This is a genomic window from Pigmentiphaga aceris, from assembly GCF_008119665.1.
Classification (GTDB): Bacteria; Pseudomonadota; Gammaproteobacteria; order Burkholderiales; family Burkholderiaceae_B; genus Pigmentiphaga; species Pigmentiphaga aceris.
Genome location: NZ_CP043046.1, coordinates 1,342,278 through 1,367,715, shown reverse-complemented (window position 1 = coordinate 1,367,715; position 25,438 = coordinate 1,342,278). Strand labels below are relative to the sequence as shown.

General features: G+C 61.8%; 21 protein-coding genes. 7 read left to right on the top strand and 14 right to left on the bottom strand.

Annotation, left to right across the window (positions count from 1 at the left end; all coding sequences use genetic code 11):
• Nucleotides 1-8: 8 nt before the first annotated feature.
• The gene (locus FXN63_RS05740; protein WP_148813581.1) at nt 9-1,091 is read left to right on the top strand and encodes a sn-glycerol-3-phosphate import ATP-binding protein UgpC; all 1,083 of its coding nucleotides are present in this window, start codon (nt 9-11) and stop codon (nt 1,089-1,091) included.
• Nucleotides 1,092-1,237: 146 nt separating this feature from the next.
• Here the strand turns inward: FXN63_RS05740 and FXN63_RS05735 are convergent, their stop codons facing one another.
• The 5 genes from FXN63_RS05735 to FXN63_RS05715 all read right to left on the bottom strand — a co-directional run bounded on the left by FXN63_RS05735 (nt 1,238) and on the right by FXN63_RS05715 (nt 6,192).
• Nucleotides 1,238-2,125: a polysaccharide deacetylase family protein gene (locus FXN63_RS05735; RefSeq protein WP_148813579.1), complete on the bottom strand. Its 888-nt coding sequence runs from the start codon at nt 2,123-2,125 to the stop codon at nt 1,238-1,240.
• A gap of 83 nt (nt 2,126-2,208) precedes the next feature.
• Nucleotides 2,209-3,300 (bottom strand): ABC transporter ATP-binding protein, encoded by a 1,092-nt coding sequence (locus tag FXN63_RS05730; RefSeq protein ID WP_246165042.1) that lies wholly within the window; start codon nt 3,298-3,300, stop codon nt 2,209-2,211.
• Nucleotides 3,297-4,292: an ABC transporter ATP-binding protein gene (locus FXN63_RS05725; RefSeq protein ID WP_148813577.1), complete on the bottom strand. Its 996-nt coding sequence runs from the start codon at nt 4,290-4,292 to the stop codon at nt 3,297-3,299. The genes FXN63_RS05730 and FXN63_RS05725 overlap by 4 nt, the downstream gene beginning before the upstream one ends.
• Nucleotides 4,289-5,224: an ABC transporter permease gene (locus FXN63_RS05720; RefSeq protein WP_246165041.1), complete on the bottom strand. Its 936-nt coding sequence runs from the start codon at nt 5,222-5,224 to the stop codon at nt 4,289-4,291. The genes FXN63_RS05725 and FXN63_RS05720 overlap by 4 nt, the downstream gene beginning before the upstream one ends.
• Nucleotides 5,221-6,192 (bottom strand): ABC transporter permease, encoded by a 972-nt coding sequence (locus FXN63_RS05715; protein WP_148813575.1) that lies wholly within the window; start codon nt 6,190-6,192, stop codon nt 5,221-5,223. The genes FXN63_RS05720 and FXN63_RS05715 overlap by 4 nt, the downstream gene beginning before the upstream one ends.
• Nucleotides 6,193-6,536: 344 nt before the next feature.
• Here FXN63_RS05715 and FXN63_RS05710 point away from each other — a divergent pair, with 344 nt between their 5' ends.
• Together FXN63_RS05710 and FXN63_RS05705 are read left to right on the top strand one after the other, a co-directional pair.
• On the top strand, nt 6,537-7,070 hold the full coding sequence (locus FXN63_RS05710) for a MarR family winged helix-turn-helix transcriptional regulator (RefSeq protein WP_148813573.1): 534 nt from the start codon (nt 6,537-6,539) through the stop codon (nt 7,068-7,070).
• A gap of 23 nt (nt 7,071-7,093) precedes the next feature.
• On the top strand, nt 7,094-8,692 hold the full coding sequence (locus FXN63_RS05705; RefSeq protein WP_222864005.1) for an ABC transporter substrate-binding protein: 1,599 nt from the start codon (nt 7,094-7,096) through the stop codon (nt 8,690-8,692).
• Nucleotides 8,693-9,807: 1,115 nt separating this feature from the next.
• Here FXN63_RS05705 and FXN63_RS05700 read toward each other — a convergent pair.
• The 3 genes from FXN63_RS05700 to FXN63_RS05690 all read right to left on the bottom strand — a co-directional run bounded on the left by FXN63_RS05700 (nt 9,808) and on the right by FXN63_RS05690 (nt 12,112).
• Nucleotides 9,808-10,536, bottom strand: coding sequence for an LrgB family protein (locus FXN63_RS05700; protein WP_148813572.1), 729 nt, complete (start codon nt 10,534-10,536; stop codon nt 9,808-9,810).
• Nucleotides 10,529-10,891 (bottom strand): CidA/LrgA family protein, encoded by a 363-nt coding sequence (locus FXN63_RS05695; protein WP_187395119.1) that lies wholly within the window; start codon nt 10,889-10,891, stop codon nt 10,529-10,531. Before FXN63_RS05695 ends, FXN63_RS05700 begins: the two co-directional genes overlap by 8 nt.
• A 348-nt stretch (nt 10,892-11,239) precedes the next feature.
• Nucleotides 11,240-12,112 carry an EamA family transporter gene (locus tag FXN63_RS05690; RefSeq protein WP_148813570.1) on the bottom strand — a complete coding sequence of 291 codons (873 nt, stop codon included), beginning with the start codon at nt 12,110-12,112 and terminating at the stop codon, nt 11,240-11,242.
• A gap of 62 nt (nt 12,113-12,174) precedes the next feature.
• Here FXN63_RS05690 and FXN63_RS05685 point away from each other — a divergent pair, with 62 nt between their 5' ends.
• Nucleotides 12,175-12,717 (top strand): MarR family winged helix-turn-helix transcriptional regulator, encoded by a 543-nt coding sequence (locus FXN63_RS05685; RefSeq protein WP_148813568.1) that lies wholly within the window; start codon nt 12,175-12,177, stop codon nt 12,715-12,717.
• Nucleotides 12,718-12,806: 89 nt separating this feature from the next.
• Here the strand turns inward: FXN63_RS05685 and FXN63_RS05680 are convergent, their stop codons facing one another.
• From FXN63_RS05680 to FXN63_RS05665, 4 genes are all read right to left on the bottom strand, one after another.
• Nucleotides 12,807-13,370, bottom strand: coding sequence for a Dps family protein (locus tag FXN63_RS05680; protein ID WP_148813566.1), 564 nt, complete (start codon nt 13,368-13,370; stop codon nt 12,807-12,809).
• Nucleotides 13,371-13,523: 153 nt separating this feature from the next.
• Nucleotides 13,524-14,468, bottom strand: a complete 945-nt coding sequence (locus FXN63_RS05675; protein WP_148813564.1) for a LysR substrate-binding domain-containing protein — start codon at nt 14,466-14,468, stop codon at nt 13,524-13,526.
• A gap of 26 nt (nt 14,469-14,494) precedes the next feature.
• Nucleotides 14,495-16,633 (bottom strand): ATP-dependent DNA helicase RecG, encoded by a 2,139-nt coding sequence (recG, locus tag FXN63_RS05670; RefSeq protein ID WP_425468662.1) that lies wholly within the window; start codon nt 16,631-16,633, stop codon nt 14,495-14,497.
• A complete protein-coding gene (locus FXN63_RS05665) occupies nt 16,634-17,023 on the bottom strand; it encodes a Rid family detoxifying hydrolase (protein WP_148813562.1) in 390 nt (129 codons plus the stop codon).
• Between the two features lie 281 nt (nt 17,024-17,304).
• Between FXN63_RS05665 and FXN63_RS05660 the strand changes: the two genes are divergently transcribed.
• Nucleotides 17,305-19,275, top strand: a complete 1,971-nt coding sequence (locus FXN63_RS05660; protein ID WP_148813560.1) for an APC family permease — start codon at nt 17,305-17,307, stop codon at nt 19,273-19,275.
• A gap of 1,206 nt (nt 19,276-20,481) precedes the next feature.
• Here FXN63_RS05660 and FXN63_RS05655 read toward each other — a convergent pair.
• A complete protein-coding gene (locus FXN63_RS05655) occupies nt 20,482-21,984 on the bottom strand; it encodes a M48 family metalloprotease (protein WP_148813558.1) in 1,503 nt (500 codons plus the stop codon).
• Nucleotides 21,985-22,123: 139 nt separating this feature from the next.
• Between FXN63_RS05655 and moaC the strand changes: the two genes are divergently transcribed.
• On the top strand, nt 22,124-22,606 hold the full coding sequence (gene moaC / locus FXN63_RS05650; RefSeq protein ID WP_148813557.1) for a cyclic pyranopterin monophosphate synthase MoaC: 483 nt from the start codon (nt 22,124-22,126) through the stop codon (nt 22,604-22,606).
• A 169-nt stretch (nt 22,607-22,775) separates the two neighbouring features.
• Nucleotides 22,776-23,870, top strand: coding sequence for an NADH:flavin oxidoreductase/NADH oxidase (locus FXN63_RS05645; protein WP_148813555.1), 1,095 nt, complete (start codon nt 22,776-22,778; stop codon nt 23,868-23,870).
• Nucleotides 23,871-24,029: 159 nt separating this feature from the next.
• On the opposite strand, the gene FXN63_RS05640 is transcribed toward FXN63_RS05645, so the two are convergent.
• Nucleotides 24,030-25,373 (bottom strand): NAD(P)/FAD-dependent oxidoreductase, encoded by a 1,344-nt coding sequence (locus FXN63_RS05640; protein ID WP_148813553.1) that lies wholly within the window; start codon nt 25,371-25,373, stop codon nt 24,030-24,032.
• Nucleotides 25,374-25,438: the final 65 nt, after the last annotated feature.

Sequence of the window (25,438 nt, the reverse complement as noted above, 5' to 3'; positions counted from 1 at the left end):
ACACCGACATGGCCACCCTGCATTTCCAACAGATTGCCAAGACCTACCCCAACGGCACGCCCGTCGTGCGCGGCCTGAGCCTTGAAATTCCCGACGGCGAATTCATGGTCATCGTGGGTCCGTCGGGCTGCGGCAAGTCCACCCTGCTGCGCATGGTGGCCGGGCTGGAGCCGATCACCAGCGGGGAAATCCGCATTGACGACAAAGTGATCAATAAGCTGGAACCCGCCGAGCGCGATATCGCCATGGTGTTCCAGAACTACGCGCTGTACCCGCACATGACGGTGTACGACAACATGGCCTACAGCCTGCGTATCCGCAAGATGAGCAAGCAGCAGATCGACACCACGGTGCGTGCTGCGGCGCAGACCCTGGGGCTGGAAAAGCTGCTGGAGCGCAAGCCCGGTGAGCTGTCCGGTGGCCAGCGTCAGCGCGTGGCCATGGGTCGGGCTATCGTGCGCCAGCCCAAGGTGTTCCTGTTCGACGAACCGCTGTCGAACCTGGATGCCAAGCTGCGTGTGCAGATGCGCCTGGAACTGCAGACCTTGCACCAGCGCCTGCGCACCACCAGCCTGTACGTGACGCACGATCAGATCGAAGCCATGACCCTGGCCGATCGCATGATCGTGATGAACGCGGGCGCAGCAGAACAGATCGGCACGCCGCAGGAAGTGTTCGACGAGCCGGCATCCATCTTTGTAGCCAGCTTCATTGGTTCGCCGCCGATGAACCTGATCGACGTCGAGATCGACGCGACCGGCAACAATGTGCGGACCACCGACGGATCGGTCATCACCTTGCCGGCACCGGCCCCCGCTTCCATTCGCGGTGGACGTGCCACGCTTGGCCTGCGCCCGGAACACCTGCTGGCAGGCTCGGCCGGTCTGGACCTTGTGGTTGGCATGGTCGAAATTCTGGGATCGGAACAGCTGGTCCACGGCCGCATCGGCAAGCAGCCGTGCATTTTGCGCTGCAGCACTGCCAGCCTTGCGCGTCCGGCACCGGGCTCGCAGATATCGGTGGGCATCCATGATGCGTCACGGGTGCACTGGTTCTCGGCAGAGACGGGCCGACGGGTTGCAAATATCTGACCGGCTTGGTGCTGAAGACAGACGGCCTTCCTGGTGGAAGGCCGTTTTTGCATCTGGGGCTGGTGGATTGGGGTGGCTGATTGAAGGGGCCGATTGACTGAGCAGGCAGCCGGGCAAATATGGCATTGCCCTTCCTGCTTTGAATCTCAGCCCTTCAACCCCTCATCCCGCACATACTCCGCGATCTGTGCATGCGTGCCGAACCACACGCCATCATGACCTTTGATGTAGTCGATCAGCTCGTCCAGAATGAACATGCGCGAGCGGTGACCGATGATGTGCGGATGCATGGTCAGCAGGAACAGGCTGTTCTCAGCATAAGCGGCATCGAACTCGCGGCGGAAGATGTCCAGCACCACCTCGGGTGAGGTGTACGGTCGCAGTGCCGTGAAGCGGTTCATGTTGAAGTAAACCGCGTCGTCACGAATCCACTCGACCGGCAGTTCGACCATGCCGGTGGGCTGGCCTTCCTGCACGATTTCGTATGGGTCGTCGTCGGCCATCAAGGACGAATCGTAGACCAGCCCCAGTTCTCGCTGGATGCTCAGCGTGGCACCTGAGAAGTCCCAGGACGGTGTGCGCATGCCCACGGGGCGCACGCCGGTGATCCGTTCGATCGCATCGGCGGAACGGAAATGCAGGTCGCGCTCGTCGGCCGCCGGCACCTTGGTGTTCAGTTCGTGAATCCAGCCGTGCAGGCCGATTTCATGACCACGGCTCACTACCTCGCGTTGCTCGTCCGGGTACAGCAGCGCCACCACCGCAGGCACAAAGAAGCTGGCTGGCACGTCGTGTTTTTTCAGCGTGGCCAAAATGCGCGGAATACCGACCCGATTGCCATACTGGCCTTGCGACAAGCGCCCGGGAGACTCGCCGCCATCGCGCAGTTCACCGGTTTCGTGGTCACTATCGAAAGACAGGGCCACGGCGCAACGCGCGCCGTTTTTCCATTGCGCAGGCTTCAGGCTACGACCGGCACGCACTTTGTCGACAATGCCGCGCCATTTTTCTTCGGGCCACTGCCAGGGTTCCATGGTCTTGCTCCAAGTGGATGATCACAATGAAATCGAAATAGGCAGGCGTCGGCATGCTTGCGACTAACGGCCTGTAAGGTCATTCACGTCACCGCAGCGGCCTGTGTCTCGGCCAGCACGGCTTCGGCAAAATGACAGGCGGCAAGACGCGCGTTGCCAATCTGTCGCAGGGGCGGTACCTCTGCGCGACAACGTTCTACCGCGTGTGGACAACGGCCATGAAAATGGCAGCCTGGCGGCGGGTTCATTGGCGAGGGCAATTCGCCTTGAATCGGTTTGAACGTGACGCTCACGTCGTCCGCAATCACCAGCTTTGGCACGCTGTCGAGCAAGGCACGCGTATAGGGGTGGGCGGGCGCGGCATAGACCTGTTCGGTCGGCCCCTCTTCAACGATGCGGCCCAGGTACATGACGGCCACGCGTTCGCACAGGTGATGCACTACCGACAGATCGTGCGAGATGAACAGCAGCGTCAGGTCCAGTTCACGTCGCAGCTTCAGCAACAGGTTGATGATCTGCGCCTGGATCGACACGTCCAGCGAAGCCACCGGTTCGTCGCAGACCAGCATGTCAGGTTGCATCGCCAGCGCCCGGGCAATCGCTACACGCTGGCGTTGTCCGCCTGAAAACTGGTGTGGATAACGTGAACCCAGATCGGGGTCCAGGCCCACCAGGCCAAGCCAGCGCCGAACGTAAGTCTCCGCATCAGCTTTGGTCGTCAGACCGTGCGCAATCGGCCCCTCGGCAATGATGTCGCGCACTTTCATGCGCGGGTCCAGCGAGGCGAACGGGTCTTGAAAAACCAGTTGCACGCGGCGTGTGGTTTTCACCGGCGTGCGCTGCGCAGACATCACGGGCTCACCGTCGATGCTGACCGTACCGCTGCTGGGCGGAAGGATGCCCGCAACAATGCGCCCCAGTGTCGATTTGCCGCAGCCAGATTCACCCACCAGCCCCACGGCCTGCCCGCGCGCAATGTCCAGACTGACACGGTTGACGGCATGCACGCTGCGCTTCTCCAGCTTGCTGCCCAGCTTGGCAGCAATCCGATCACCGATCGAGATACTGGGCGCGAACTGCCGATCGATCTGGTCGATGCGGACGAAGCTGCGGGTGGAATCGCTCGGTACACCGTTCGAAGAATCACCCGCTCGACCAATCACCGTGGCATTCACGAGGCAAGCTCCGGTTGCAGTGCATGGAAGCAGCGATAGGTACGCCCGTCGATGGCGGTGACAGGCGGCTGTGCGGCCAGGCAATCAGCCTGGGCATTTGCGCAGCGACTGGCGAACGCACAGCCCGGCGGCAGGCGCAGCAAGGACGGCGTGGTGCCAGGAATCTGGGCAAGCTCTTGCCCAGGCACCGCACGCGCGGGCAAGGAATCCAGCAGACCACGCGTGTACGGATGGCGCGGGCTGCGCAAGACCGCAGCAGTTTTGCCCGACTCCACGATACGCCCGGCGTACATCACCGCAATGCGGTCCGACAACGACGACACGGTGGCCAAGTCGTGACTGATCCAGATCATGGCCGTGCCGCTTTCGGCCACCAGCGATTTCATCTCGACCAGGATCTGCGCCTGGATGGATACGTCCAGTGCCGTGGTCGGCTCATCCGCAATGATCAGCGCGGGGCGATGCAACAAGGCAATCGCAATGGCCACCCGCTGCCGCATGCCGCCAGAAAATTGGTGTGGATAAGCATCAAGCCGTGCTGTCGGGTCAGGGATGCCCACCTTGCCCAACGCAGCCGCAGCGCGCTCTCGTGCTTGCGCCGTGCCGATACGTTCATGCGCCCGCAAGGCCAGCAGCATTTGCGCGCCCACCGTCAACACCGGGTTGAGCGTGGCCATCGGGTCTTGAAACACCATCGAGATGGCACGGCCGCGCAAGGCACGCAGCGCAGCCGGCGCCAGCCCGACCAACTCTCGGCCATCGAAGCGCACCGATCCACCCACGATGCGCCCAGGCAGCTCAAGCAGTCCAATCAAGGAAAATCCGGTGATGGTCTTGCCCGACCCGGACTCTCCGACCAGGCCCAGCACCTCGCCGCGATCCACCTTGAAGGACACGCCATCAACCGCCTTGACCACCCCGGCGCGCGTTGCAAAATGGGTGGCGAGATCCTGAACTTCCAACAGCGCGTGGCCGGTCTGTGGCTGGCTCATCGCTTCAACCTCGGGTTGAGCTGATCGCGCACCTGGTCACCCACCAGATTGATGGCCGTGATCAGCACGATCAGGATGACGCCAGGGTAGATCGAGATCCAGTAGCGCCCGGACAGCATGTATTGGAAGCCGTTGGAAATCAGCATGCCCAATGACGGCTCGGTGGGCGGCAGCCCCACGCCCAGGAAGGACAAGGTGGCCTCAAGCGAGATGGCGCTGGCGATCTGCACAGTGGCCACCACGATCAGCGGCGGCAGCGAATTGGGCAGGATGTGGCGCAAGACCACCCGCGCGGTCGACAAGGGCACCGACAGCGAGGCCTCGATGTAATCCTTGCGCCGCTCGGCCGAGGCCGCGCCGTGTGCAGTGCGCGCAAAGTACGCATATTGCGCAGCCACCAGCGCAATCACCAGTTGCCATACGCCCTGCCCCAGCACGGCTGCAATCACGAAGGCCAGCAAGACGGCGGGGAAAGACAGTTGCAGGTCGATCACCCGCATGATCACGGATTCGACCCAGCCGCCTACATAGGCAGCGGTCGTGCCCACCACCGAGCCCAGCACCAGCGCAATGCTGCCGGCCAGCAGACCCATCTGCAGCGAGATGCGCAGACCGTACAGAATTGCCGACAGCAGGTCCCGCCCCTGTGCGTCGGTGCCCAGCCAATGGGTGTAGCCTGCCGTGCCAACAAAACCGGGCGGCTTGCGTGCATCACGCAAGGTCAGTTGCCCCAAGTCGTAGGGGTTCTGCGGCGCAATCAAGGGCGCAAACACCGCCACCAGCACAATCGCCAGCACCACCAGCAACGCAACCATCGCCACTTTGTTCTCGGCGAACTCGGCAATGAAACGCGCAAACGGCGACTGTCCGTGTGAAGCCTGTTCAACAGGCTTGCCCTCCGAGCGTTCCTTGGACCAACGACGGAACATCATGCGCGCCCCTTGCGAAGTCGGGGATCGAGCAAGGCATACACCACGTCCACCATCAGGTTGATCACGATGAACAGCAAGGCCACCAGCATCAGATAGGCAACCATCACCGGACGGTCCAGCGAGGTGATCGAATCGATCACCAGCTTGCCCAGACCGGGCCAGGAAAAGATGGTTTCAGTGACCACGGCAAAAGCCAGCGTGGACGCGAATTCCAGCCCGAACACCGTGGCGATTGGAATGGAGATCAGGCGCAACACGTGGCGAACCAGAATCGTGAATTCCGACAGCCCAGCTGCCCGCGCGAATTTCACGGTGTCGGTCAACATCAGTTCACGCGTGCCAGCACGCGCCAGGCGCACCATCATCGAAAACTTGAACAAGGCCAGATTCAAAGCCGGCAGCAGCAAATGCATCAGACCATCGGCGGTCAGGAAGCTCCAGGGCACACCAAAGACCTCGACCGTTTCACCACGGCCACCGGCCGGCAGCACACCGAACTGCACTGCAAACACCAGGATCAGCACCAGGCCGATCCAGAACGTGGGCACCGAGAATCCGACAATCGATACCGCCATGATCAATCGGGATAGCGCAGCCTGCGGCCGATAGCCGGCGTACATGCCCAGCGGCACCCCCAGACAGGTGGCGCATACCACCGCCAGCACCGTCAGTTCGAACGTGGCCGGCAGGCGCGACAGGATCAGGTCGGCCACCGGCATGTCGTAGACAAAAGAACTGCCGAAGTCGCCGTGCAGCGCCCGCCACAGGAAAGTGCCCAGCTGATGCCACAGCGGTTTGTCGAGGCCCAGGTGCGCAATGGCGATGGCGCGCTGTTCCTGCGTGGCATCGGGCGCGATCAGCACATCAACCGGATTGCCGATGGCGTAGACACCCAGAAACACCAGCACCGACATGGCCAGAATGACACAGGCAGCCTGCAGCACCCGGCTGATCAGGAAACCGATCATCGCGCATTACCCATGCGCGGCATTGTCTGTGAACAGGAACACACCGTAGCTGAGCGCAGCGGTGCGCCCACTCGGTGCGCAGCCCGCGCCTTTTCAGATATGGGCGACATCAAATGCTCAGCCATGGTGCAAATGAAAGACGTCGGCATGGAAAATGTCCTGAAACGGTGCGCCCATATGCTTTTTGGGAATTTAAATATACTCCCGGATGGAACTATTAATTAAAATTTGACAGCTTCAAACCGACTAGTCAATATCCATTTGGAACAAGTTAGCTCAGTGACATTCCCTGCTTTGCTTCGCGAAAAAGCGGTGTACCGAGCCGTCTCGACATAGGTACTGCCATGCGTTTTCCCGCTGTTTCCGACCATGTGCCAATGCCTGGGGCCGACAAGCTCGACACGCTGCTGGCCACCAAGCTGTGGCGAAATCCCTGCTGGTTTTCGTTCCGTATCAACAACCTGGCCTTGCAGTTCAACAGTGCGGTGTATGGCTGGATCGAGGAACAGTACGGGCTGCTCCGGCCTGAATTTGTGGTGTTGTATTCGGTTGGCCTGCAAGACGGCACTGCCGCCACCAATATCGCGCGCAGCTCTGGTTTTCCCCGCAATACCCTGAGCCGTGCCACCCAGAAGCTGTTCGAACGGCAACTGATCCGCCGCGATCTCGATCCGCACGACGGCCGCAGTTATGTGCTGCGCCTGACCGACGCGGGCAGAAAGATTTATGACGACGCCATGGTGATCATGTGCGAACGCGAAGAACTGATGCTGGGGACGCTTACCCCTGGCGAGCAACACATGCTTTATGAATTGCTGGCCAAGGCGATCGTCGATTCGCCGAACTGGCCGGAAACCATCCAGACGCCCTCTCGCTAGTCCACCTACCGCAAGGATTTTTCATGATGGAAATTTCCCAGATCGTGCGCAAGCTTTCCTACGCCGCCGTATTGACCCTGTCCTTGTGCGGCGGTGTGTCGGCGCAGACCTTGAACATCGGCGTGCGGGCCGGCCCGCTGTCGATGGACCCGCATTTCACTGCGGTGGGTACCCATGCTGAAGCGGTGAAGCATGTGTTCGACACCTTGGTGAAGTCGGGCAACCAGTTGCAGCTGGAACCCGGCTTGGCCGAAAGCTGGCGCTCGGTGGACGCCACCACCTGGGAATTCAAGCTGCGCCCGAACGTGAAATTCCATGACGGTTCCGACTTCACTGCTGAGGACGTGAAGTTCTCGATCGAGCGCATTCCGGCGGTCACCGGCCCGAACCCGACCACCACCTACGTGCGTCGCGTGAAAGAGGTCGTGATCGTCAATCCGCTGACGCTTCAGATCAAGACCGACGGCCCGGCCCCGAATCTGCCCAACGATTTTGTCCGTCTGTTCGTGGTGTCGCATACCGCCGCGAAGGACTTTTCCACCGCCGACACTGCTGGCCAGGGCTTCAATTCAGGCAAGGCAACCATCGGCACCGGCCCGTACAAATTCGTGTCCTGGACGCCGAAAGAAGAACTGGTGCTGGAACGCTTCGATGGCTATTGGGGCGGCAAGGAACCCTGGGCCAAGGTGGTTCGCAAAGAGATCCCGAACGATGCCGCACGCGTTGCGCGCCTGAAGGCCGGCCAGGTTGACCTGATCTCGCGCGTGCCTTCTTCGGACGTGCCCACGCTGGAGCGCGACAGCAAACTTGCGGTGGTGAAGTCCGAAAGCGTGTATTTGTTCTACGTGGCTTTCGACATTCGCGACAAGGTGGCGCAAGTGACGGCGCGGGATGGCAGCGCCCTGCCGAAGAACCCGCTGGCCGACCCGAAAGTTCGTGAAGCTTTCGATTTGGCCCTGGACCGCGAAGCGCTGGTCGATGTGGCCATGGAGGGTATGGGCAAGCCGGTGTCGCAGTTCGTGACGCCGACTATCTTTGGCTACAACAAATCGCTGAAGGTGACGCAGCCTGACGTGAAACGCGCCAAGGCGCTGTTGGCTGAAGCCGGCTACCCGCAAGGCTTCAAGGTGGTGTTCAGTTTCACCAACGACCGCCTGCCGGGTGATGCAGCGGTAGGCACGTCGATCACGCAGATGTTGGCGGCCATCGGCATCGAGGTGCAGGCTGCTGCTACGCCCAGCGCGGTGTTCTTCCCGGCACGCACGCGTGGGGATTATGCGTTGGCGATGGCCGGCTGGGGCACACTGACGGGTGAAGCTAATTACACCTTGTCGGGCATGTTCCACAGTAATGATCCGAAGCTGAAACTGGGTTCGTTCAATGTCAGTGGCTATGGGAATCCGGCGGTGGATAAGCTGATTCAGGAGGCTGGGCAGGAGATGGATGAGGCCAAGCGTGGCAAGCAGCTTGAGGAGGCGGCGGCCATTCTGGCGAAGGATCGTCCGTCGATTCCGGTGGCGTCGATCATGTCGGCCTGGGCAATGCAGAAGAGCAAGGTGACCTTGCAGAATCCGCGTGTGGATGAGGATACGCTGGCGATGGATATCAAGCCGGCGAAGTAAGAACGCGCTTAATTACCAGGCTATTGTTTGCCAATACGGCCCGTCGATGCGTCAGCACGACGGGCCGTATTTTATTAGGCGGCAGCTTGGTAATTGGAGCCAGTCGCGGGTGGTGGGGCCGCGTCGTCTGCCCCGCTTGACTTAGGCGTCGGGTCTCCGCCCTCCACCTCGTCCAGAAGGGCAGCCGCCACGGCCCCACCACCCACGCCTTCAAAGACGTTTGGTTAAAAGCAGATCCCGCCTTTGGGCGTTTGCCGTTTTGCTGGCTGCTTGGTGCTGGACGCGGTTCTCGGCATTCGATGGCTACCGTTCTTGAGCGCCACGTGGCTGTCCTTGGGGATTGGCTGGTCAGGTCGCCACGAAGCGATTTCTCCGGCTCACGTTTCGGCCGATTTTTAAGCGGCCTTTTACCGCAACGCCACTCAAGAAAACTTGCGCGCCTGCTTGGTGGTGGGGTGACACCGAAGCGGGTGGCCGCACGTAAAAGGCTTGCGGGAGAAGGGCTGAGAGGCAGGTGGCTTCATGACGCTATTCATCGCGCGACGCAGCGTTTCCAATTCAACAGTGTTTTGGCAACATTCGATCTAAGCCAAATCAGCCAGCGACCGCCTGCGCCCCGCCCATTCTCCGCATGCTATTGCCGTGCGGCCACCCGCTTCGATGTCACCCCACCCGTCAAAGGATTGGTGATGTACCGAACTGCCGAAATTTAAAAGGCCACTAAAGGACGCCCAGATAGGTGAGCCGTTGAGTCGCTTCGTGACGACCTGGTCAGCCAATCCCCAAGGCCAGCCGCGTAGCGATCAAAAATGGTGATCATCGAATGCCGAGAACCGTGTCCAGCACCAAGCAGCCAGCAGAACAGCAAACGCCCAAAGGCGGGATCAGCTTTTAACCAAACGATCTTGAAGGCGCGGGTGTCGGGGGCGTGACGACTGCCCTTCTGGACGAGGTGGAGGGCGGAGACCCGACGCCTAGGTCAAGCGGGGCAGGCGACGCGCCCCCGGCACCCGCGACTGGCTACAAAGCGACGTTCGAATCGATACCAGCAACTGGCCAAACAGCGAATTTCAACTCGTTCGCGACCGACTAAAGAACAGTCAACGCTGGGAACGTCAGCCCACGCCCATCACATGCATCGCATGCGCCAGCATCGGCAACAGCAACGCCGTCAGAATCCCATTCAACCCCATCGCCATCGCAGCAAACGCTCCAGCAGCCTCACTGACCTGCAACGAACGAGCCGTTCCCAACGCATGCGCCGCAGTGCCCAACGCAAAAGCACGCACGATGGGATCACGCACCCGCAACAGATTCAGCAACGGATTGGCAAAAATCAGCACCAGAATGCCCGTCACCGCCACCGACACGCCCGCCAACGACGCCACCCCACCAATGCGCTCGGCAGCAATCATCGCAATCGGCATGGTGGCCGACTTGGGAGCCAGTGACAGCATCATCTCGCGCGATGCGCCGAACATACCCGCCAGCACCACCCCGGACACAATCGCCACCACCGAACCCACCAACACCGCCACACACAACGGCAGCCACATCTTGCGCAGTCGGGGCAGTTGCCCATACAAGGGCACAGCCAAGGCCACGATGGCTGGACCCAGGAACAGACGCAAAGGCCCGGTGGCCTCGAAGTAATCGGGATACGGGGTGCCCGAAAGCATCAGCACGGCCACCACCACGGCCGAACCGGTCAGCACCGGAATCAAGACCGGCGCATACCGGGCTTTGCGATAGACCGCGCGCGCGGCCAGGTAGACCACGGCGGTCAACCCGATGGCAAGGACTGCAGACCAGATCGCGCCGAGGCTCGGGATGAACTCAGACATTGTCCGTCCCCTTGCGACCGAGCATGGCGCGCAGCACGATGGCTGTTACCGCAAGCGTGATGGCCCCGCCCACCGCGTTGGACACCAGGAACGGCCACCACTCGCGCATCACACGCTCGGTGTGCATGACCACGCCCGACACGATGGGAATCAGCAGCAGCATCAGATGTTGCAACAACCCGCTGGCCACTCGACGCAGCGGGGCCGGTGCCTGCCCCCGGATGACCAGCGCGACGAACAGCAGGATCATGCCGACCACCGCACCGGGCAGCGGCAGATCCAGCCAACGCGCGAGGAACTCACCGGCCAGTTGAAACAAGACCAAGGTGGCGAAGGCAAGAAGCACCGGAAACATGAACAGCTCGCAGAAGAGACGGCAGGGAAACCCCACACGCGGACCAGCGGACAGACGGGCAGATAGGTCGGGGAGACCAGACGGGCAAACAGACGGGCAAACAGACGGGCGGCCCATCATCCTCCTGCCCGACCAGTCTGCGCCAGGGGAAATTCCCGGTCGTGCTCGCGACGTGGCACACGTTCTTCAGAATCCATCCAGCGTATCGACCGCAGCCGGCACAGCCTCACAGACACCCCCAAGCCCAGGCGATGCCCTGCACTTCCGTCAAGATTTTGCGTGGCTTCTGCAGCCAGTTGACGGCTTCCGAATGATCGACCGCGACCAAAGTGTGAGGAGGCCTGCCCGTCAGCGACCACGCGTCGTGGTCCATTGCACGGCGAAGACGCTTACCAGAACGATCACCAATCCCACGAGAGCGGTGCCGGTGATCGATTGCGACAACAAGACCCAACCCAGCAGCACCGCCGACAGCGGGCTCAAGAGGCCCAGCGAGGCAACGGCCACAATGGGCAGCCGGGCCACGCCCCGGAACCAGAGCGCATAGGCGAGCAGCGCGCCCGCCAGGCAGAGATACGCGTAGGCAGCCCATTGCGACAGGCTCAGGGTGGGCAGCGGCGCATCGACCAGCCAAGCCACCGGTGCGAGCATGGCACCGCCCATCAGCAATTGCCAGCCAGTCAGCGGCAGTACGGGAAGATCGATTTTCCAGCGGCGGGTCAGCCAGACCCCGGTTGCCATGCATGCCGCACCGATCAGCGCCGCCGCCACGCCGATCGGCTCGAAGGTCGTCTGCGGCGACAGCAGCAAGATGGCCATGCCAGCCACGCCCGCCACCGCCGACCACAGCGTTGTCTGTGCGGGAGCGCGGTGGTCCACCGCCCAGGCCAACACCATGACCAGCAGCGGCTGGATCGCGCCGAGCACTGCCGCCAGACCACCCGGCAGGCGATAGGCCGCCACGAACAGCAAGGCCTGGAAGACGCCGATGTTCAACGCGCCAAGCACCAGCACGCGCCACCAGTCCTGCCCGGCGGGCATGCGTCGCGTGAACATCAACAGCAACAAGCCTGCAGGAAGGGTTCGAATCAGTGCGGCAGTGAATGGCCGATCAGGCGGCAGTATTTCCGATGTCACGATGTAGGTGGATCCCCAGATGGCGGGGGCCAAGGCCGTGAGCAGAATGTCGCGCCATTGGCGCGGTGCGGGTGCGGAGTGCATGTAATTATCTTCAATTCAAGATAATATGATTGTGCACACGAATTATCTTGACATCAAGACAAATGAAAAAAACAGCCAGCAAGCCGCGCGATGCGGTGGACCTCATCCTGGAACAGTGGCAGCGCGAGCGCCCCGACCTGGATGCCAGCCCCATGGGGCCGATCGGACGCATCAAGCGATGTGCGGCCTTGCTTGATCAGCGCCTGGAGTCGGGCTTCGCCCAGTTCGACCTGAGCATGTGGGAGTTCGACATGTTGGCAACGCTGCGCCGCGCCGGTGCGCCGCACTGTCTCAGCCCGACTGCGTTGTTCTCGACGCTGATGGTCACCTCGGGGACCATGACGCATCGGCTCAAGCGCCTGGAAATGCGGGGCCTGATCGCGCGCGTATCGAACGAACAGGATGCGCGCAGCCTGTTGGTGCAGTTGACGGACGCTGGCCTGGTGCTGATCGATCGTGCGGTCGAGGCGCATGTCGAGAACGAGCACAACTTGCTGTCGAGCCTGTCTGCTGATGCACTGGCCAGCCTCGATGCGAATCTTTCCGCGCTGCTGCAAACGCTTGAAGGCCCCGCGGACAGTGCAGCATTCGGGCTGCCGGAATAAAACTAAGCCGCAGCGCCCAAAAAAATGCCCCGCACAAAGCGGGGCATTGATGCGGCACAGGCTCCATCAAAGGAGCCGGTGACAGCAGATCACTGCAGCAGGCTGCGCAGCATCCACGCGGTCTTCTCGTGGTAGTTCAGGCGTTCGGTCAACAGGTCAGCAGTCGGCTGGTCATCGGCCTTGTCGGCCACGGCGATGATCTCGCGGCCCGTCTTGGCAACGGCTTCGTGGCCCTTGACCAGCAGGCGCACCATTTCCAGCGCTTCCGGAATGGCTTCCGGCTGGGCGATGGACGACAGCGCGGTGTATTCGGCGTAGGTGCCGGGGGCGTAGTGGCCCAGGGCGCGAATACGTTCGGCCAGCGGGTCGATGGCGGCCCAGAGTTCGGTGTATTGCGTTTCGAACATCAGGTGCAGCGTGTTGAACAGCGGACCGGTCACGTTCCAGTGGAAGCGGTGGGTGTTCAGATACAGCGTGAAGCTGTCGGCCAGTACCTTGGACAGGCCGGCAGCGACAGCTGCGCGGTCCTTGTCGGAGATGCCGATGTCGATACGCGGTGCGCCGGAGTTCTGCACGGGCGCAGTCTGCGTGGGCGGGGTGGAGACATCGGTGGGGAGAGGTTCGAGGGCGAGCAGCTTGGATTTCTTGGACATGCCTGACTCCTTCAGTATGCGCAATTCTGTGGGTGTTCACGCGGGTAATCGGATGCGTTCCACAATACTAGATGAGGACGACAATCCGAATGTCAAAGGGTTACCGGACAGGCCATTGGAACTAGTCCATACGGCCGTCAGACGGCTGTCAGCTCAGCTCGACTGTGCGGGCAGATCAAGCATGCGAACGCTACTCAATTCCGCTCCGCGCACGGCGTCGATCAAGGCATCGATGGCAGGCAGACGCGGGAAACTCTTGCGCCATGCGAGCACCACTCTCCGGTCGGGAACCGGGGCTTCGAAGGGTACGTAAACAGTCAGCCCACCACCGCTTCCATCCACCGGTACCGAGCTGCGTGGCAACACGGTCACGCCGATTCCCGACGCGACCATATGGCGGATGGTTTCCAGCGACGAGCCTTCGAAAGTGCGCTGAATGCCGTCACTGGCGGCAGAGAATCGCGACATCTCGGGACACACTTCAAGCACTTGGTCACGGAAGCAATGCCCGGAACCGAGCAGCAACATGGTCTCGGTCTTGAGTTCGGACGCCGCCACCGAGCTGCGCGTGGCCCATGCATGACGCTTGGGCACGGCCACCACGAAGTCTTCGTCGTACAGCGGGCGGATCATCAGGCCGGAATCCGGCAGGGGCAGCGCCATAATTGCGCAGTCGATCTCGCCCTGGCGCAGCAATTCCAGCAGGCGCACCGTGAAGTTCTCTTGCAACAGCAAGGGCATCTGCGGCGTGTTTTCGATCACCGACGGGATCAGGCGCGGCAGCAGGTACGGGCCGATGGTGTGGATGACGCCCACGCGCAGCGGGCCAGCCAGCGGGTCACGACCTTGCTTGGCGATTTCCTTGATGTTGGCGCTTTCCTCAAGCACCTTCTGCGCCTGGGTCACGATGCGCTGACCGATGGGCGTGACACCCACTTCATTGCCGCCCCGTTCGAACAAGGTCACACCCAATTCTTCTTCCAGCTTGCGGATGGCAACGGACAGGGTTGGCTGGCTGACGAAACAGGCTTCGGCGGCGTGGCCGAAGTGGCGTTCGCGGGCAACGGCAACGATGTACTTCAACTCGGTCAAGGTCATGGCGACGGCCTTTGCAGGAAAGCGGGTCAGGCTTTGAGGAAATCTTCGCGCCCGTGCATCCAGCGCGCCAAATGCGCGTCGACGGCGTCGGGATGATGGGCTTGCAACCAGGCAGCAGCCTCGTGGGCATGCTCGGCCAGTTCGATGTCGGCGTCCAGATCGGCAAACCGCATCAGGGCCAGCCCGGACTGACGCGCACCCAGGAATTCTCCGGGGCCGCGCAAACTCAGATCGCGCTGCGCGATCTCGAAACCGTCGGTGGTTTCATGCATGGTGCGCAGGCGTTGCTTGGCGATCATCGACAAGGGAGTCTGGTACAGCAGCACGCAGACCGATTCGTTGGCACCACGTCCTACCCGGCCACGCAGCTGGTGCAACTGCGCCAGGCCAAAGCGCTCGGCGTGTTCAATCACCATCAGCGATGCGTTGGGCACATCCACCCCCACCTCGATGACGGTCGTGGCCACCAGCACTTCCATTTCGCCCTTGGTGAACGACGACATTACCGCTGCCTTCTCGGCAGTCGGCAAACGCCCGTGCACCAGGCCGATGTTCAAGTCGGGCAGCGCCACCCGCAAGGCTTCACAGGTATCAACGGCGGTCTGCAATTCCAGCGCTTCGCTTTCTTCCACCAGGGGGCAGACCCAGTAGATCTGCCGGCCGGCACGCGCGGCTTCGTGCACCCGGACGATCACCTCGTCGCGGCGCGCATCGGACAACAGCTTGGTAACCACCGGCGTGCGGCCCGGTGGCAATTCGTCGATCACAGACACGTCCAGATCGGCAAAGAAGGTCATGGCCAGGGTTCGGGGAATCGGCGTGGCCGTCATCATCAGTTGATGCGGCACGGCCTGATCCTTGTCCCCCTTGCTGCGCAAGGCCAGGCGCTGGCCCACGCCGAAACGGTGCTGCTCGTCCACGATCGCCAGGCCCAGCCGCGCGAACTGGATGTTCTGCTGGATCAGTGCCTGGGTGCCGATCACCAACTGGGCAGAACCGTCTTCCACCCGCGCGGTAGCTTCACGTTTGGCCTTGGCGCTCAGGCTGCCCGTCAGCCATGCGATCGAGATGCCCAGCGGTTCAAGCCACCCGGCCAGCTTGCGAAAATGCTGTTCGGCCAAGATTTCGGTTGGGGCCATCAACGCGGCCTGATAGCCGTTGTCGATGGCCTGTGCAGCAGCCAGCGCGGCCACCACGGTCTTGCCGCTGCCCACATCACCTTGCAGCAATCGCTGCATCGGATGCGGTCGCGCCAGGTCGGTGGCGATCTCGTCGACCACCCTGCCCTGCGCGCCTGTCAAACCGAACGGCAGCGCGGCCAACAAGCGCGCACTGACCGTCTGTTTGCCAGCCTTGCGCGGCAGACGTGGCGATTGTTTTTCCAGTCGACCGGCACGTGCCAAGGCAAGCGACAACTGCTGGGCCAGCAGCTCATCAAACTTGATGCGCATCCACGCCGGGTGGGCGCGTTCGACCAGCGTGTGCACCACCACATCGGGTGGTGGCGCATGCAGAATGCGCACAGCCGCGTCGAAGGGCATCAGGTGCAGCCGCTCGCGCAGCGCGTCGGGCAAGGTGTCGCTCAGGCTGACTTGCGACAGCGCTTCGCCGATGGCGCGACGCAATACAGGCTGCGGCAAGCCGTCCGTAGTCGGGTAGACAGGGGTAAGCGCATTGGGCAGCGGCACGTCGGCCGAGGTGGCGCGGGGGTGCACCATCTCGATCCCGAAGAAGCCGCCGCGCACGTCGCCGCGTACCCGCATACGTTTGCCCACCGCCAGCTGCTTTTGCTGACTGGGATAGAAATTCAGATAACGCAGCGCCAGTTCACCACTGCCATCCGAGATGGCGGCCAGCAACTGGCGGCGCGGACGAAACGCGAGTTCGCAGCGCAGCACTTCACCCTCGACCATCGCCCACTGGCCGGGCAACAGGTTGCCGATCTGGGTGACTTGCGTTTCGTCTTCATAACGCATGGGCAAGTGCAGAACGAAATCTTCCGGGCGGCGCAAGCCCAGGCGCTCGAACCGCTTGGCGTGATCGGCCGCAGACGCACCTTTGCTGCCAGCGGCCCGGGCAGCGGGACGACCCGCTGCGCGTTGTACCGCTGGTTTGGCTGCGGATTTCACTGCGGCCGAGGAAGATGCGTCAAGCGGCTTGGACAATCAAATCACCAGAATGGCTTCGACTTCGAACTTCGCACCCTTGGGCAGGCTGGACACGCCCACGGTGGAACGCGCCGGGAAGGGTTGCGGCACCAGTTCAGCCAGGATTCCGTTGACCACGGCGAACTCGCTCAGGTCGGTCAGGAACAGGGTGAACTTCACGACGTTGGCCAGGCTGCCGCCAGCGGCTTCGGTCACTGCCGTCAGGTTGGCGAATGCCTGGCGCACTTGCGGCTCGAACTCGGCGGACACCAGTTCGCCGGTCCCCGGCACCAGGCCGATCTGGCCAGACAGGTAGACCGTCTTGCCACCGGCATCCACCGACACCGCTTGCGAATAAGGGCCGATGGCGGCGGGTGCCGATTCGGTGCTGATGATTTGCTTGGGCATCGCGGAAGTCCGTTTTAAAGTGGTTGAGCGGATACGAATATTGGCCAGATGCGGCGGTTTTTTAAGCACCATGTAAGCGCACACACAGTGTTGGAAGACAGCGCCATCTGCATGCCAGATTCACGACAGGCGTGCGACAGATACCGAACTATCGACCTGCCAATATTAATAGTCTTGCACGCGCGTGGGGAAAACACCAAAAATCACCGTGAGGATATCGGAAAGAGTTCCGTTTGCCTGACGGCGGGCGTACGCTCGCGCACCAACTTGCTTGGAATAGCATGAAAAATTCATCCTGGCGCGAACGCCTGCTTGGCAAAGCCCGCGACCCCCTGTCGCCGGACACCAAGCACTCTCTTGCTCTGGCCGCCTTCCTTGCCTGGGTGGGCTTGGGTGCCGACGGCCTGTCCTCGTCGTCCTACGGACCGGAAGAAGCGTTCAACGCGCTGGGGACCCATACTCATCTGGCCTTGTTCCTGGCGATTGCTACCGCAATCACGGTGTTCATCGTCGCGCTGGCCTACAACCAGGTCATCGAACTGTTCCCAACCGGCGGCGGCGGTTACCGGGTGTCGACGGCCCTGCTTGGGCCACGCGCCGGGCTGGTGGCCGGGTCGGCGCTGATTGTCGATTACGTGCTGACCATTGCGATCTCGGTGGCCAGCGGGGCCGACGCGGTGTTCTCGCTGCTGCCGGTCAGCTGGCTGCCCTACAAGCTCTGGGCCGCGTGTGCGATCGTGATGCTGCTGTTATGGATGAATCTGCGCGGCGCAAAGGAGAGCATCCGTTTCCTGCTGCCGATCTTCCTGGGCTTTGTGGTCACCCACTTCATCTTGATCGTGTGGGGCATCTTTGCCCACGCGCAAGGCCTGCCCGCGCTGTTCCCGGACACCATCAAGGAAGTGCAGACCCTGTCGGCCGAAACCGGCTGGATCTTCGTGGTGGCGCTGTTCCTGAAAGCCTACTCGCTGGGTGGCGGAACCTACACCGGGATCGAGGCGGTATCGAACAACGTCGAGCGTCTGGCCGAGCCTGTCGTGAAAACCGGCAAGGCCACCATGATGATGATGGCCGCCAGCCTGGCCTTCACCGCGGCCGGCATCATCTTGCTGTACCTGTTGTGGGACGCCGCCCCGGTCGAAGGGCAGACGCTGAACGCCGTGGTGTTCGGCAGCGTGCTGTCGGAAATGGGCTTCACCGGCCATTGGCTGACCATCGGCCTGACTCTGACCTTGGCGACTGAGGCCGGCCTGCTGTTCGTGGCGGCCAACACGGGCTTCCTGGGCGGCCCGTCGGTGCTGGCCAACATGGCCGCCGACTCCTGGGTGCCGCACCGCTTCCGTTATCTGTCGAGCCGGCTGGTTACCGAGAACGGCATTTTGCTGATGGGGATTTCGGCGCTGTTCATCGTGCTGCTGACCGGCGGCGATGTGTCGCTGCTGGTGGTGCTGTATTCGATCAACGTGTTCCTGACCTTCACCTTGTCCCTGGCGGGCCTGACTCGCTACTGGATCAAGAACCGTCGCAGCCCGCTGCACAAGCCACACTGGAAGCGTCGCGTGGCGTTGTCTTTGTTGGGCTTGTTCATCACCAGTTCGATTCTGGTGGTGACGGTGGTGGAAAAATTCTTTGAAGGTGGCTGGGCGACCTTGCTGATCACGGGTGTGCTGATTTTTGCGTGTCTGGGTATCAACAGTCACTACCGGGATACGCGCAGGCGTATTGCGGAAGTGGACGATATCTTTGCGGATCAGGCGTTCGGATCAGAAAGCAATCCGCCGAAGCTGGAGCCGATGGCGCCGACGGCGGTGTTTGTGGTCGGTTCGAGTCGTGGCGGTGGTTTGCATGCTTTGCTGTGGGTGCAGCGCATGTTCCCGGATCATTTCAAGAATTTCGTGTTTATCAATGCGCGTACGGTGGATGCCCGGGTGTACGGTGGGCAGGAGGCGCTTGAGACCTTGAAGATGCAGGCTACCGTTTCGCTGAAGTACTTTGAGCGTTTCTGCAACAGTTATGGCTTGGCGGCGACGAGCAAGCTGGGCTTTGGGACGGATGCGATTGATGTCTTGGAAACTTTGTCGGCGGAGGTGCAGGAGGAGTTTCCGAATGCGATTTTCTTTGTCAGCAAGTTGGTGTTCAAGCGGGAAAATTTCGTGACGAAGTTGCTGCATAACCAGGCGGTGACGTCGTTGCAGCAGAGGTTGCATTTGAATGGGCAGCAGATGATGGTGTTGCCTATGCGGATCGATTGAGTTTGTTTGGACTGGCTTGGATGTGGCGGTGTTGTTGCTGCGTAGCCAGTCGTGGGTGGTGGGGCCGTGGCGGCTGCCCCGCTTGACTTAGGCGTCGGGTCTCCGCCCTCCACCTTGTCCAGAAGGGCAGCCGCCACGGCCCCACCACCCACGCCTTCAAGCTTTCTTGGTTAAAAACGTATGCCGCCTTTGGGCGGCGTTTGTTTTTCTGGCTGCTAGGTGCTGGACTTGGTTCTCGGCATTTGGTGGCCACCGTCCTTTAATGCCACGCGGCTGGCCTTGGGGATCGGCTGGCCAGGTCGCCACGAAGCGGTTTTTGCGGCTCACGATTCGGTGGGTTCTTCAATAGCCTTTTACGGCAACGCCACTCAAGAAAATTTGCACTTCTGCTTGATGGTGGGGTGACACCGAAGCGGGTGGCCGCACTTAAACGGCTTGCGGGAGAAAGGCTGGGGCGCTGACGGCTTTAAGCAGCTATCCATTGCGCGGCGCGTCATATACGTCGTAGACCAAGCAGCGTTAGGAAGGCGCTTCTTCGTCGCTAAAAAAGTTGAAGCACCGCGAACGTTGAGAGAACGCATTGGTGCAGAAGTGGAGCAGCAATGAACGGTCTTATTGGTGCGGCTGAAACGTTCTGCCGTGGCACGCGCGTCGGCTTTAGCACTCAACAATGCGCCCGATTGACTCAACAAACGTTCAAGCCAAGCACATCTAGCCAGCGACCGCCTGCATCACAGCCATTCTCCGCAAGCCATTGCCGTGCGGCCACCCGCTTCGATGTCACCCCACCATCAAGCAGAAGTGCAAATTTCCTTAAGTGGAAATGCCGTAAAAGGCCACTGATATACGGCCAGACGCGTGAGCCGTTGAGTCGCTTCGTGGCGACCTGGCCAGCCAATCCCCAAGGCCAGCCGCGTGGCGATCAAGAATGGTGACCACGGAATGCCGAGAACCGCTTGCAGCACCAAGCAGCCGAAAAAACGGCAAACGCCCAAAGGCGGGATCAGCTTTTAACCAAACGACCTTGAAGGCGCGGGTGTCGGGGGCGGGGCGACTGCCCTTCTGGACGAGGTGGAGGGCGAAGACCCGACGCCTAAGTCAAGCGGGGCAGGCGACGCGCCCCCGACACCCGCGCCTGGCTACATAGCGACGTTCGAATCGATACCGCAACCGGCTAAACAGCAAATTCAAATCGAGAACCCGTTATCAATTCTTCCTGAACTGCTGCAACAACTCCCGCTCGTCATCGACTTCACGCTTCACATCCGTCAACGCCGCATCAATCGAAGACTGCTCATAGAAATCCTTCGACGCGATTCTCGCCTGCTGCAACACCTCGACCGCCGCAGGCAACGCCCCCACCCGACGGTAGTATTCGGCCAGATTCCGCTTCTCCGGAATCAGATGCCTGAGCTTTGCGTGACTATCCGCCAGCATCTGATAAATCCTCGGCTCATCACTCCACGCCGACGCCAGCTTATTCAGCTCGACAATCGCCTCCTCATGCCGATTGGCACGCTGCAAAGACTGCGCCACCGCCAAACCCAAACTATGTTGATCCGGCCAACGCGCATGCGCAGCTTGCGCAAGTTTCACCGCATCGTCAGGCCGATTTTCCAGCAACGCAATTTCCACCCCCAAGCGCGCCAACATCGGGTGCTCCACGCCACCCGCCGTCGCCTTGGCATACGCAGCCTGCGCCTGCGCCGCGTCTTTGCGCAACACCCAGCCAACCGCAGCGCCATAAAACGCCGCACTGCGCGCCGTGCCCTTGCTTTCCTCGGCCTGGTAGCCCAGCGCCCGAATTGCTTCCAACAGCGCATTCACCCCATCGGCCTGCAGCACCCGCAGCTTGGCGCGCACGTACAGATAATCGATGCTGTCGACGTAGTGTGATGCACTCAGTTCACGTGCCCGATTCTGCATGTCGGACATGCGCTCCAGCGACAAGGGGTGACTGCGCGCGAACACTTGGCCCGTGCCTTCATTCAGGCTCGACATCTGCGCCATGCGCCCGAAGAAGCTCACCATGCCGGCCGGGTCGAAACCTGCGCCCTGAAGCATTGAAAAGCCGGTGCGGTCGGCCTCGCGTTCTGCCGCGCGCGAGAAAGTCATCTGCGAATCCACTGCCATGGCCTGCCCGATCACCAGCGCAGCTTCTGGCCCCTGCCCGCCCGCCTGCGATGCGGCCAGCGCTGCCAGCAGACTGGCCAGCATGATGACCATGGTGTCCTTCTGCGCCGACAGGCCCCGCGCAATGTGACGCTGCACCACGTGGCCGATTTCGTGCGCCACCACCCCGGCCAGTTCCGATTCGGTCCGTGTGCTGGTCACCAGGCCGGCGTTGACACCGATGAAACCGCCCGGCATCGCAAATGCGTTCACCGAGCCGTCACGTACCGGGAACACCTCGATATCGATACCGCCCCCCGGGGCGTAAGCCACCAGTTTCTGGGCGATTCGGTTCAGGTAGGCACGCAGGTCCAGGTCGTCGATATAGGCCGGATCACGCCGCGACTCCACCATGATGGCGCGGCCAAGACGCTGTTCCAGCAGGGGAGACAAGTCCTGGGCAGACATTTCACCCAGGTCCGGCAAGCCGGCAGGCTGGGCAAAAGCCGGCGCAAGCGGCGTCGCCAGCAGAAGCGGGATGAGGGCTGCGGCAACAGTTCGGCGCAGGCGAAGCGAGGGCGTTTGGCGGCTGGGCATACAGGTATGATAGCCAGCCTGGCCTCCGGGTTCCCGCATCATCTGCGCCAACGCCCGGAATCGTTCTCCGGCAGCCTGCGGCGACCGCCTTTTTTGCCCGCCGACCGCTTGCCTGCCTGCCCGTTTTTGCAGGAATTCCATGTCCGGACTCACCCATTTCGACCAGGCGGGCCAAGCCCACATGGTCGATGTCGGCACCAAAGCCCCTACCTCACGCGTGGCCATTGCCCGCGGCAGCATCCGCATGCAAGCCACCACCCTGGCGCTGATCCGCGACGGTAATGCCAGCAAGGGCGACGTGCTGGGCATTGCCCGCATCGCCGCCATCATGGCGTCCAAGCGCACGTCTGAGCTGATCCCGCTCTGTCATCCGATCCCGCTGACCCACGTGGCCTGCGACTTCGCCATCGATGAGCAGGCAAACGCCGTGCACTGCACCGTGCGCGCCGAAACTGTGGGCGGTACCGGGGTGGAAATGGAAGCGCTGACCGCCGTGCAAGTCGGCCTGCTGACGATCTACGACATGTGCAAGGCAGTGGATCGCGGCATGACCATCACCGATGTGTCCCTGCGCGAGAAACGGGGCGGCAAGTCGGGCGTGTGGATTGCGCCGGAAGCCTGATCGACCGCAATCCTCCTTCCAGCGCCTGAGTACCCCGGCTATTGCGACAGCGACGCCGGGCATGATCGATGTGCCATGCAGGCCGCCGCGTTGTTACTCTTCCCGCTATCGCGTTCCTTATTCCGCTGCCCGGTCTCGTTCCGGCGCGTCTCACTTTCACTAGGTTCCCATGACAAGCCAGCTTTTCCAGCCCTTCCAGCTAGACGACCTCACGCTTCATAACCGCATCGTGATCGCGCCGATGTGCCAGTACTCGGCCGACAACGGCTCGGCCACCGACTGGCATGTCATGCACCTGGGCCAGTTGGCCTTGTCGGGCGCGGCGCTGCTGATTCTCGAAGCCACCGCCGTCGAACCCGAAGGCCGCATCAGTGCCGATGACCTGGGTCTGTGGAACGACGAAAACGAACAGGCGCTTGCCCGTGTGCTGGCGGCAGTGCGCAAGTATTCCGACATGCCGATCGGCATGCAGCTCGGCCACGCAGGCCGCAAGGCATCCAGCGACGCGCCCTGGCGCGGTGGCAAGCAGTTGGCGCTGGACAATCGCGGCTGGCAGACCGTTGCCCCGTCTGACATTCCTTTCACCAACGACCAACGCAAGCCCACCGCCCTGGACAAGGCCGGTCTTGACCGCGTCCGCAAGGCGTTTGCCGATGCTGCCGTGCGCGCTGCCCGTTTGGGCATCGATGTGATCGAGCTGCACGGTGCTCACGGCTACCTGCTGCACCAGTTCCTGTCGCCGCTGTCGAACCAGCGTACCGACGAATACGGCGGCAGCCTGGAAAACCGCATGCGTTTTCCGCTGGAAGTGTTCGACGCCGTGCGCGCCGTCACGCCGGCGGGTCGTCCGGTGGGCATTCGTGTGTCGGCCACTGACTGGGCCGAAGGCGGCTGGGATCTGGAAGGCACGGTTGCCTTCTCACAGGCATTGAAGGCACGTGGCGTGTCGTTCATTCACGTGTCGACGGGCGGATTGGCGTCCAACCAATCGATTCCGGTCGGCCCGAACTACCAGGTGCCATTTGCCCGCGCAGTCAAGGAAGCGACGGGTGTGCCGACGATTGCCGTGGGCCTGATCACCGAAGCCGAGCAGGCCGAGGCGATTGTCGCCACTGGCGACGCCGACATGATCGGCTTGGCACGCGGCATTCTGTACGACCCGCGCTGGCCCTGGCACGCGGCTGCCCAGTTGGGTGCCACCGTGAAAGCTCCGCCGCAGTACCTGCGCTCGCAGCCTTCGCGTTATCGCAATCTGTTCGGCTGAGTCAGCGTTGTGATCACCTGATCTGATCCGTAGCCTACGGGTCGGGCAAGGCAGCGCAAACCGAATTGTCAGACGAAAAAGCGGGCATGCAAACGGTGATCCACCGCTTGCATGCCCGCTTTTCTTACTGCCAGACCAGTCCCTCAATGAGGACTGAACTTAATGCAGCTTCACCAACGGCCGCGACCGCTTGGTCAAAAATCGCCCCAGCGCCAGCGTCCCAGTACGGAAAATACCCAGTACAGCCGCGTGGTGCATCAAATGCAGGCTCATGTACATCATGCGGGCAATGATGCCCCGCACGAACATATTGCGGCCAGCCAAGCCGCCCATCAGCGACCCGACCCCACCGCCCTGCCCGATCGACACCAGCGAACCGTGGTCACGATAGACAAACTCGCCGCCCGGTTCGGGCTTGTTTTCGATGCGCGCACCAATCAGCTTGGCCAGCCAAGATGCCTGCTGGTTTGCCACCTGGGCACGTGCGGGCAAAGTCTTGCCTTCGTTGCCCCACGGTGCTGCCGCGCAGTCACCCAAGGCGTAGATGTTCGTGTCCTCGGTACGCAGGCGCTTGTCGACTTCGATCTGGTTCAGCTTGTTCACCGCCAAACCCAGCGTCGCCAATAACGGCGATGCCTTGATACCCGCCGCCCACACCACCAGATCAGCCGGATAGAAGTTGCCATTGGAATCGCGCACGCCCTCTTCCGACACATCGGCGACCCGGGTGCTCAGGTGCACTTTCACACCGCGTTCGATCAACAACTGACGGGCAGCTTCACCGACGGAATCGGGCAGCGGCACCAACAGGCGCGGCCCGCCTTCGATCACGGCAATCTGCGCCTGTGAACTCAGCGATTCGGGTGCGCGACCGTAGGAATAAATGCTCTGGGTCGACTCGTGCAGCTCTGCGGCCAGCTCGACACCGGTTGCGCCACCGCCCACGATGACGATGTGCAGCGCACGTGCGGCAGCGTCACGTTCTTCGGCAGTCATATCGACAGCTTCGCCTGCTGAACTCAGTTCACGACGTGCAATCAGCTTCAGCAGCGACAGGCGGAAACGCTCAGCGGCTGCAGTGGAATCCAGCGCAATCGCGTTTTCGGCAGCGCCAGGGGTGTTGAAGAAGTTGGCACCACAGCCTACCGCCATCACCAGCGTGTCGTAATGCAGCTGGCGTGCCGGCAGCACTTCTTCGCCATCGGGTGCAACCACTGGGGCAATGTGAATCACGCGTGCTTCGCGGTCCAGGCCGCGCAATGCGCCCATCACGAAACGGAAACCGCGATCGCGTGCCAGCATCGGGTACGACAGGCCTTCCTGGTGAATATCGAGGGTGCCTGCGGCCACTTCGTGCAAGGACGGCTTCCAGACGTGGAAGGGATTGGCGTCAACCAGGGTGATGTGACTGGGACCAAAGCGGCTGCCCAGGCGGGCGGCCAGTTCCAGGCCACCGGCACCGCCGCCGACGATCACCACGCGATGCGATTGAGCTGTGTTCATGTATCTCCTTTAGGCTTGCTCCCGGCAGCTACACACCACAGGGTTTACCCTTAGATACTACCCGA